The following is a 9,127-nucleotide window of genomic DNA, read 5'->3' as shown; positions in this document are numbered from 1 at the left end:
GGTCAGCGCCACACTTCGCGTCGTGCGATTGAGGAGTCGGACAGCAAGTGATGACTCAAGACGTCGGACATTCTTGCTCACGGCCGACGCCGAAATACCCAAGGCTGCGGCGGCCTTGGCAAAGCTACCGGTTGAGGCCACTTTGACGAAGGCTGCGATCCCGGCCAGGTTTTCCATGCCCTACCTTTCGTGACCTTTAGTTATTAGTGAATGGACGAATTATCATCTAAACGTACGCTATCTGCGGCGTTAGGATCAATCGCTCGTGGATGCAAGCGCCGTCGGGGGTTCTGGAAGCCAGCAGTAAGCAAGGGGATATCGCCGTGGCGTTCGTTCTCTCGACCGATCCGTCGCCGTGGCGTGATCCGACGAAACGGTCCGATGCATGGGGATGCGAATTCGGGCGGTCCGTTCCTAAAGACGCGAGGCACGCGAGCATAACTGGCGAAGAGCGCGCCGGCCTGTGTCTTCGCGATTGTCCTGTGCCGAACATCGAGCCTTGAAACCGACCGTCCTCTCTTTTTTGAAAGGTCGGGTAGAGATCGGGATTGGGGGAAATTGTTGGCCGTTGCACAAGGGCTCGCTCGCGAAGATGAAGGCTAGAGAGCGACATTGGCCGCGGAATTTTAGGCCCGGCGAGATACTTGTCCTCGCGATCTAGGACCCGCTGCGTCAGCGGAGTTAAGGGGGATCTATGTCGATCGTCACAGAGAGCGGAACACAGGGTACATACGGCGTGAAGGCCCGTATCCCCATGCTCACGCCCGCTGCCGGCGCGTTGCTTTACCCGTTCGTCCTTAAGGGCTTCAACGCCAGTGTCACAAACATTGCCGGGAATGGGTCGGCTGCCGGTCTCCTGCCTTGGTTGACCGCAGCGATTTGTTTATCCCTCGCCTTCGTCATTCCGCTGATAGCACTTTTGGCGATGATGTCGTTCTCGGAGATCGACCGGCCGACCGCGGCACAATTGCGCGCCAAACGCGCGGCCCTACTCGCCGTCGCGGCACCGACATTATTCACCTTCATCGGCGTTGTTTTATACATGCTGCATGATCCAGTCCCCGACACGTGGTTTTGGGTCGTGTGCTGGGCCGTCGTCCTTGCAATGCTGTGGCGCGCTGACAACGAAACGCTCGTCGCAGCGAAGCCGCTTCCCGTTCCCGCACAGCTGCGGGTCGCGCACGGAATATCGGCTGTCGCCATCATCGCAATTTTCCTTGCCCTTCACATCGCCAACCATCTGACGGGGCTCATTGGTCCGAGTACCTATGACTCGGTGATGAAGGTTTTCCGCCACGTTTATCGAACCGAACTTCTGCAGCCGATCCTCGTGGCGCTTCTATTTTTCCAGATCGGCACCGGACTCTACTTTGTCTGGCGGTACACGGTTTTGCCGACCGACCGTTTTCGTTCATTCCAAATCGCATCGGGGGTTTATCTCGCCTTTTACGTGCTTGGCCACATGGACTCGGTATTCATCTACGCTCGGACCTATCTCGGCATTGACACGGGATGGGACTTCGCGACAGGCGCGCCGACGGGCCTCATCAAGGACGCGTGGAATATTCGTTTGTTGCCACATTATTGGCTGGGCGTGTTCTTTGTCCTCTCGCATTTGGCTGCAGGCGGCCGTGCCGTGATGATGACGCACGGCGTCAGGAAGGCGATAGCGGATCGCTTTATGATCGCTGGCGCCATCACGGCTGGAATCATTGCGACGCTGATCTTGCTCGCCATGTCCGGCCTGCGGGTGCAGGTCGCCTGAACCACGGGCTCCGGACAACAATGCAAAAAACGAGACCGCTCGAAATCTATCGGTGACTATGATGCAGCAGGGTCGAGCGTAAACAGCTCCTGCGAGTGCGAAACACCGCGTAGCGCATACCGCCCGACCGAAATGAGGCGACTTTTGATGTCCCCGACCTTGGCGAACGCTGCCGAAATCAGAATGGGCTGATCGACGGAGCGGCAAAGTGCTGCAATGCGACTCGCCTCGTTCACAGCGGGGCCGATGACCGTAAAGTCGAGTCGCTCGCGGCTGCCGACATTGCCGTAAAAGACCTGGCCAACATGCAAACCGAGATACATGTCCGTTACCGGCTTGCCTTCTGCGGCCCTGCGCTTCTTTAGTTCGGCAATACCTTGTCGGGCGGCAATCGCAGCAGAGAGTGCAGCACCGCAGGCGTGAATTCGGTCTTCGGCGGTGAAGATGGCAAGCGTGCCGTCGCCGATCAGCTTGAGCACATCGCCGCCGTGGTCGTTGATCGCCGACACGATCGCATCGGCATAGTCGTTGAGCAACGGAATGACTTGTTCCGGTGCGGCGTCGGTAATGCGCGTGAACCCTCGCAAATCGCTGAACCAAACGACGGCGTCGATTCGCTCCGTAATTCCGCGCACGATCCGTCCGCCGAGTACCCGCTGGCCGGGGTCGCGGCCGAGATAGGTTTCCATGAGGGTTTTGGTCATGCGCGCCAGCGCTACCGATTTGATGGCGAGCGCAAGGTCGGGCACGATCCGTTGAAGTGCGGCGATTTGGCTGTCATTGAAGCCGGCCGGTGCGGCGGTGCCCCATGATGAGTAAACACCGTCCATGTCGCCAATAGATCCTTCACCGGCGAAGCGGGTGATAATCGCGACGAAATCGGTCAGCCCGGCGGCAAACCACTCGGGCATCAGACTGAACTCGTCCTGTGTCGCGGTATTGAGGCGGCGGCGCAAAAGCGAGTCGCCGGTTTGCAACATTCTGTAATGGGCGCTGTGTCGCCATCGCTCGGCGAGCTCGACATCCTGGGGACTGAAGCCGGATGCGGCAAGCACATCTGGGTTCGTGCGGCCATATTCGACCAAGGACGGTTCGTCAGGGCCAAGGCCCCAGCGATACATGCGACCCTCGTGGACAGGATCAAGCGTGTCGATAAACAAAATGCCGCGAGCCAGCGGAACGTCAGCAGCGACGCAACGGTTGCAGAATCCCGAGAGAATGTCGTTCTCAGAAACCCCGTCCAGCCCCGCCTGGATCAGCCACGCCGACAGCTCGGTGAAGAAGATTTCATCCATGCGGAACGATCACGACGCGTTCAAAACCCCGCTTACTGAGCTGCGAACTCTACACCTCGTGTGGCTAATGCGAAATTTGCCGCATCTGGCGGCGAGGCTTGGGGCGGATATCGGACTCAAAGCACAGTCCCGCGTTGTGTCCGATAAATGGTTCCGGACTTCTCCATTCATGTCGATGCGCGGGTCAAGCCGCAATGAAGAAGTGGATGCCCAATCGCTGAACGACGTGGACGGCCAGACCAGGGCTCCAGGCGTTGCGCGGTCATTATCGTCCGTGGGCAACCCAGTTATGCACCATCGACATATCGGACTGTGGCAGTGACCGCATCCCTCATCTAAGTTATTGACACGAAACATAAAATATTTCGCCACCTGGCGAACCTCGAGACGCCTCCGCGCTTAGCTCGCCGATCAACAGGTTACTTGCAAATTGATAGTTACCGAGATATGTTACTATCATCATGCTAGTAACTGGGAGATGGACGATGCATCGCAAGAGCTTTGGCAACATGCAGTGTCCTATCGCCCGCAGCCTGGAGCGCGTGGGCGAGTGGTGGAGCATCCTTATCTTGCGGGACGCTTTTCATGGCTTGACCCGGTTCGAGCAATTCCAGAAGAGCCTGGACATCGCGCCCAATATGCTGACGCGGCGCCTCAACGGCCTGGTGGCGGCGGATCTACTCGAGCGCCGGCGCTACAGCGAGCGCCCGCCCCGGTATGAGTACGTTCTCACGTCGCGGGGCCGCGATTTCCAGCCGGTGATGTGGGCTCTGCTCGCCTGGGGCAACAGGCATTTCGCTCCCGAGGGCAAGAGCGTCCTCATCGTCGACAGCAAGACCGGTACCGAGGCCGATCCGGTACTGGTCGATCGCGTGACGGGCAAACCGCTCGTCGAGCCTGATTTTATATCGGCGGCGGGACCGCTCGCCGACGAGCGCACACAGCGGCGCTATGCTTTGGTGGCGCGGCGGCTCGCACAGCAAAAAGGTCCTGTGACGAAGGAGGCCGCCAATTAAGTGCGGAGACGAGCATGGATAGCGCGATCACCGAACGAGAAATCGCTGTCATCCCGACGATAAGCCGCCCGAAACTCGACATGCGGCGGCTCGCACTCCTCTCCGTGGCAGCCATCGTCGTGTTGGCGGCGGCCTTATACGGGCGCACGTGGTGGACGGTCGGCCGATTCGTTGAATCCACGGACGATGCCTATGTCGGCGGCAATATCACGCCCATAGCGCCGCATATAGACGGCTTTGTCGCGCGTGTTCTCGTGGACGACAATCAGCGTGTGCAGGCGGGCCAGTTGCTCATCCAACTCGACCCCCGGGATTACCAGGCCGCACTCGATCATGCGGAGGCCGTGCTCAACGCCCGCTTGGCGACCATCGAAAGCCTTCATGCGCGCTACGTGCTTCAACAATCGGCCATTCGCCAGCAGGAAGCCGATCTCCTTGCAAAATCGGCTCGCGCCTCGTTCGCCGATCAGGATGCCGTCCGCTACAAAACCCTGGAGGCGAAGAGTTTCGGATCTCGCCAAGATGCGGAGCGGACGTTAGCGCTGCAGCAGGAAGCCCGCTCCGCCGTCGCTTCGGCCCAGGCCGGGCTCGAAGCGGCGCGCCAGCAACTCAAGGTCATCGACGCCCAGGTCGCGGAGGCCAATGCCGCCGTTGCGCAAGCGCAATCCGACCTCCGCACGGCCGAACTCAATCTGAGCTATACCGAGATTCGCTCCCCGATTGACGGGTATGTCGGCAACCGCGCGGCGCAAGTTGGCGCCTATGTGACCAAGAGCACCTACCTGATTTCGATCACGCCGGCGACCGGCCTCTGGGTGGATGCGAATTTCAAAGAAGACCAGCTCACCCACATGACGCCGTCTCAACCCGCCACCGTCGAAGCCGATATCCTCCCCGGTCACCCCTTCCGAGGCCATGTCGTCAGCATGGCGCCCGGGACTGGCGCTGTCTTCAGCATCATCCCACCGGAAAACGCCACCGGGAATTTCACCAAGATCGTGCAGCGCGTACCTGTCCGCATCGTGCTCGACGCCGGCGACGAGAAGCTCAGCATGCTGCGCCCCGGCCTTTCCACCACGGTCAACGTTGACACGCGCGATAGTCAGACGGAGGCACCATGACCGACGCAGCACCCAAACAGCCGTCGCTGCTCCCTTTCGTGGTGATGTGCGCCGGGATGTTCATAGCCCTCCTGGACATCCAGATCGTGGCCTCGTCGCTCCAGGACATCGGCGGCGGCCTTTCCGCGGCACAGGACGAGATCAGCTGGGTGCAGACGGCCTATCTGATCGCAGAAATCATCACGATACCCCTCTCTGGCTGGCTGACGCGCGTGTTTTCGACCCGCTGGCTGTTCACCTGTTCCGCAGCCGGTTTCACGGTTGCGAGCATGCTTTGCGGCATTGCGTGGAACATTGAGAGCATGATCGTATTCCGCGCGCTTCAGGGGTTGCTCGGCGCCTCGATGATTCCGACCGTGTTTACTTCTTCGTTTCATTATTTCCAAGGATCGCGCCGTGTCTATTCGTCCGCCGTGATCGGCACCATCGCGGCGATCGCACCCACACTCGGCCCCGTGATCGGCGGCTGGATTACCGACACCCTCGACTGGCGTTGGCTCTTTTACGTCAATCTCATTCCCGGCTTGGCGATTACCGCACTCGTACCGATCCTCGTGCAGATCGATAAACCGGATCTCGCCCTTCTGAGGGGTGCGGATTATCCGGGGATCGTCCTGATGGCAATCGGCCTCGGCACCCTCGAATATACGTTGGAGGAAGGTGCGCGTTGGAACTGGTTCAGCGACTCGACCATTCGCGAGTGCGCCTGGATTGCTGCCGTGGCCTGTACGCTTTTCGTTGCCCGCAGCCTCACTTACCACAATCCCGTCGTCGACCTGCGCGCACTCGGCAACCGCAACTTCGCGGTTGGATGTTTTTTGTCCTTCGTTGCCGGCATCGGCATTTTCACGACCATCTATCTCACGCCACTCTTCCTCGGATACGTGCGCGGTTTCAGCGCGTGGCAGACCGGTACTGCGATCTTCTCGACCGGTGCCGCCGCCTTGATCGGGACGCCGATTTATATTGCGCTCGCCCGCAAATTCGACACACGCTGGCTCCTGATGGGCGGGCTCGCCTGTTTTGGGCTGGCCATGTGGAGCTACAGCTTCATCACCCATGATTGGGGTGGCGACCAGCTTTTCCTTCCGCAGATCTTGCGCGGGCTACCCCAGGTTTTCGCCGTAGCACCCACGGTCACGCTCGGCCTCGGCAGCCTTCCGCCTGAACGGCTGAAATTCGCAAGCGGCCTCTTCAACATGATGCGCAACCTCGGCGGTGCTGTGGGTATCGCGGTCAGTGCGGCGATCCTGAATGACCAAACCAATATCCACTTCCTTCGAATCGCCTCTCACCTCACGCCGGCGAATGGCGCCATGGAGCGGCTCTTGGGCGAAATGGTTCAGCGCTACGGTGCCATGCCGGGCAGCCCTCATCTCGGCCAGCAGGCGGCCCTTGAGCAGCTCTGGCATCTGGTCTATCGCGAGGCTTCGACACTTGCCTATGCCGACGCGTTTCGCGTCATCATGCTCACCTTCGTCGTCGCGACGCTGCTCGTCCCGCTGCTACGCAAGGTAACGCCTCCGACCGCACCGTCGACTGATTCGCACTGACCGGCATTCGGCAAGAAACAGCGCCGGCGCCGAACGGACAATTCAGGCAGCTCCGATTTTGGCGCAATTCCCGGCTGCGACCGGGCAGTCCTTTGAAAAAGGCCATCGCGTGTGAAGAATTTCACATCGCAGGCCGCCCCTTCTGGTGTGAGCTATGAACGGGGACAAGGAAAGGAAGTTGCCTGCGATGTCGTACGGCGTCACCTTGAAGGGGTTGAATGGGAACCCGGTACGGCCCGACCGCAAATTCGACGGGCCGACCCCCAAGCCGGGTGAGCTAATCCACCTTATGTGCGGCGGCGACATTATCAGCGCACGTGTCGATTATGTCGTCACGGCAAGCGATCTCGACTGGGTCACCGTCAACGAAATTGCACGAAGAAGGGTCGCCCCATTGGCCGATCGGTGATCGGCCTCACCGTCCAGGGCTCGAACTCGTGCGGTGAATCCGAAATTCACCACACTGGCCGCAAATTCGCAACACGGCAGCACCATCCTCCGCCTAATTGGCTCCGCGCCGATTGTGCGGGCGGCGAGAGTTCGGCTACGCTATGGGTCGGCGAGGGTGGTGTTCATGGCATCCGGCCGGATCGTGCGCAGGCTAGCAGCGGTTCTTGCCGCGGACGTCGTCGGCTTCAGCCGGTTGATGGGTGCGGACGAGGAGGGCACGCTTGCGCGTCTGAAGACGTTCCACCGCCAGTTGATCGATCCGAAAATCGAGGAATATCGCGGACGCATTGTCAAGGCGACGGGCGATGGTGTGCTGGTCGAGTTCCTGAGCGTTGTGGAAGCGGTGCGGTGTGCGATCGAAGTGCAACGCGGCATGGGGAGCGCAATGACGGGGTGCCCGAGGCGGATCGGATGGCGTTCCGGATTGGCATCAACCTGGGGGATGTGATCATCGATCCCGATGACATTCATGGCGACGGGGTGAATGTCGCCGTTCGCTTGCAACACTTTTCCGAGCCTGGCGGCATCAGTGTCTCCGAGGATGCGTTTCGCCAGGTGCGGGGTAAGATTGCGGCGAAATTTGTCGATCTCGGGGAGCAGAATCTCAAGAACATCGCGCGTTCGATCCGCGTATATCGGGTGGGGCTGGCCGAGGCGGCCGAGGCGGGACGGCTGTCCTCGGCGGCGATCGCCTCTGCCGGTGCGGCACGGCCGCCGCTTGCGCTACCCGACCGGCCATCGATTGCGGTACTGCCGTTCCAGAACATGAGCGACGATCCGGAGCAGGAGTATTTTGCCGACGGCATGGTGGAAGAGATCACGACGGCGCTGTCGCGGATGCGGTGGCTGTTCGTGATCGCGCGCAATTCGGCCTTCACCTACAAAGGCCGTGCCGTGGACGTGAAGCAGGTGGCGCGTGAGTTGGGTGTCCGCTACGTGCTCGAAGGTAGTGTTCGCCGGGCAGCGCATCGGGTCCGCATCGCGGGCCAGCTCATCGACGGCTCGACAGGCGCTCATCTGTGGGCGGATCGTTTTGAGGGCGACCTCGAAGATGTCTTCGATCTGCAAGATCGGGTGACCGCGAGCGTGGTGGGTGCGATCGCGCCGATGCTGGAGCAGGCCGAGATCGAGCGCGCGAAGCGCAAGCCGACGGAAAGCCTCGATGCTTACGACTACTACCTGCGGGGCCTGGCCAGTCTTTATCAATGGACCGAGGAAAGTGCCAACGAGGCGCTGCGGATGTTTTACAAGGCGGTTGACCTCGACGCCAATTTCGAATCGGCACATGGCGTTGCCGCGTGGTGCTACTTTTGGCGAATGGCGAACGGTTGGACCACGGACCGCACGCATGAAATTGCGGAAACCACCCGACTGGCCGGAAGGGTCGCGAAGTCCGGCACCGACGATCCGGTCGCCCTCGCCTTCAGTGGGCTCGCTCTAGGCCTCGTGGTCGGCGAGCTTAAGGCAGGTGCTGCCCTGGTTAATCGCGCACTCGTTCTGGACCCAAATCTCGCGGCGGCATGGTATGCCAGCGGGTTCTTCAGAGCCATTCTTGGCGATCACGATCTGGCAATCGAGCATATAGCGCGCGCTGCCCGTCTAAGCCCTCTCGATCCGTTGATGTTCTATATGCACCACCTCATCGCCCTTACTCACTTTCTCGCCGGCCGATACAACGAGGCATGGCCGCTGGCCGAAAGGTCGTCTTGGGAACGCCCGAATTTCCTAGCCACTTTGCGCGTCGCGGCTGCGAGCAACGTTCTTGCCGGACGCCTGGACGAAGCTCGGGGGTACATTGCGCGCACACTTCAACTCGATCCCGAAGTACGCATCTCCAATCTCAAGGATCGGATGGGACCGCTTCGGCCCGAAGATTTCGCCATATATGTCGAGGCCTTGCGGCTTGCGGGGTTGCCGGAGTGATCGA

General features: G+C 60.4%; 9 protein-coding genes. 7 read left to right on the top strand and 2 right to left on the bottom strand.

What is annotated here, in order from left to right:
- The coding region (locus tag VEJ16_01695; GenBank protein ID HYB08366.1) for a LysR family transcriptional regulator at positions 1–177 on the bottom strand (177 nt) is incomplete at its 3' end.
- A 517-nt stretch (positions 178–694) separates the two neighbouring features.
- Between VEJ16_01695 and VEJ16_01690 the strand changes: the two genes are divergently transcribed.
- Entirely contained in the window at positions 695–1,765 is a 1,071-nt protein-coding gene (locus VEJ16_01690; protein ID HYB08365.1) for a hypothetical protein, read from the top strand.
- A 56-nt stretch (positions 1,766–1,821) separates the two neighbouring features.
- On the opposite strand, the gene VEJ16_01685 is transcribed toward VEJ16_01690, so the two are convergent.
- On the bottom strand, positions 1,822–3,060 hold the full coding sequence (locus VEJ16_01685; protein ID HYB08364.1) for an adenylate/guanylate cyclase domain-containing protein: 1,239 nt from the start codon (positions 3,058–3,060) through the stop codon (positions 1,822–1,824).
- A 485-nt stretch (positions 3,061–3,545) separates the two neighbouring features.
- On the opposite strand from VEJ16_01685, the gene VEJ16_01680 reads away from it, so the two are divergent.
- The 6 genes from VEJ16_01680 to VEJ16_01655 all read left to right on the top strand — a co-directional run bounded on the left by VEJ16_01680 (position 3,546) and on the right by VEJ16_01655 (position 9,123).
- The gene (locus tag VEJ16_01680; GenBank protein ID HYB08363.1) at positions 3,546–4,076 is read left to right on the top strand and encodes a helix-turn-helix domain-containing protein; all 531 of its coding nucleotides are present in this window, start codon (positions 3,546–3,548) and stop codon (positions 4,074–4,076) included.
- 14 nt (positions 4,077–4,090) lie between these two features.
- Positions 4,091–5,197 carry an HlyD family secretion protein gene (locus VEJ16_01675; protein HYB08362.1) on the top strand — a complete coding sequence of 369 codons (1,107 nt, stop codon included), beginning with the start codon at positions 4,091–4,093 and terminating at the stop codon, positions 5,195–5,197.
- Positions 5,194–6,750, top strand: a complete 1,557-nt coding sequence (locus tag VEJ16_01670; protein HYB08361.1) for a DHA2 family efflux MFS transporter permease subunit — start codon at positions 5,194–5,196, stop codon at positions 6,748–6,750. The genes VEJ16_01675 and VEJ16_01670 overlap by 4 nt, the downstream gene beginning before the upstream one ends.
- Before the next feature lie 187 nt (positions 6,751–6,937).
- Positions 6,938–7,159: a hypothetical protein gene (locus tag VEJ16_01665; protein ID HYB08360.1), complete on the top strand. Its 222-nt coding sequence runs from the start codon at positions 6,938–6,940 to the stop codon at positions 7,157–7,159.
- Positions 7,160–7,324: 165 nt separating this feature from the next.
- The gene (locus tag VEJ16_01660) at positions 7,325–7,648 is read left to right on the top strand and encodes a hypothetical protein (protein ID HYB08359.1); all 324 of its coding nucleotides are present in this window, start codon (positions 7,325–7,327) and stop codon (positions 7,646–7,648) included.
- Positions 7,612–9,123, top strand: coding sequence for an adenylate/guanylate cyclase domain-containing protein (locus VEJ16_01655; GenBank protein HYB08358.1), 1,512 nt, complete (start codon positions 7,612–7,614; stop codon positions 9,121–9,123). The genes VEJ16_01660 and VEJ16_01655 overlap by 37 nt, the downstream gene beginning before the upstream one ends.
- Positions 9,124–9,127 lie beyond the last annotated feature (4 nt).

This window comes from Alphaproteobacteria bacterium (assembly GCA_035625915.1).
Taxonomy (GTDB): Bacteria; Pseudomonadota; Alphaproteobacteria; order JACZXZ01; family JACZXZ01; genus DATDHA01.
The sequence above is the reverse complement of the archived record's forward strand: the minus strand, read 5'-3'. Positions and strand labels throughout refer to the sequence as shown.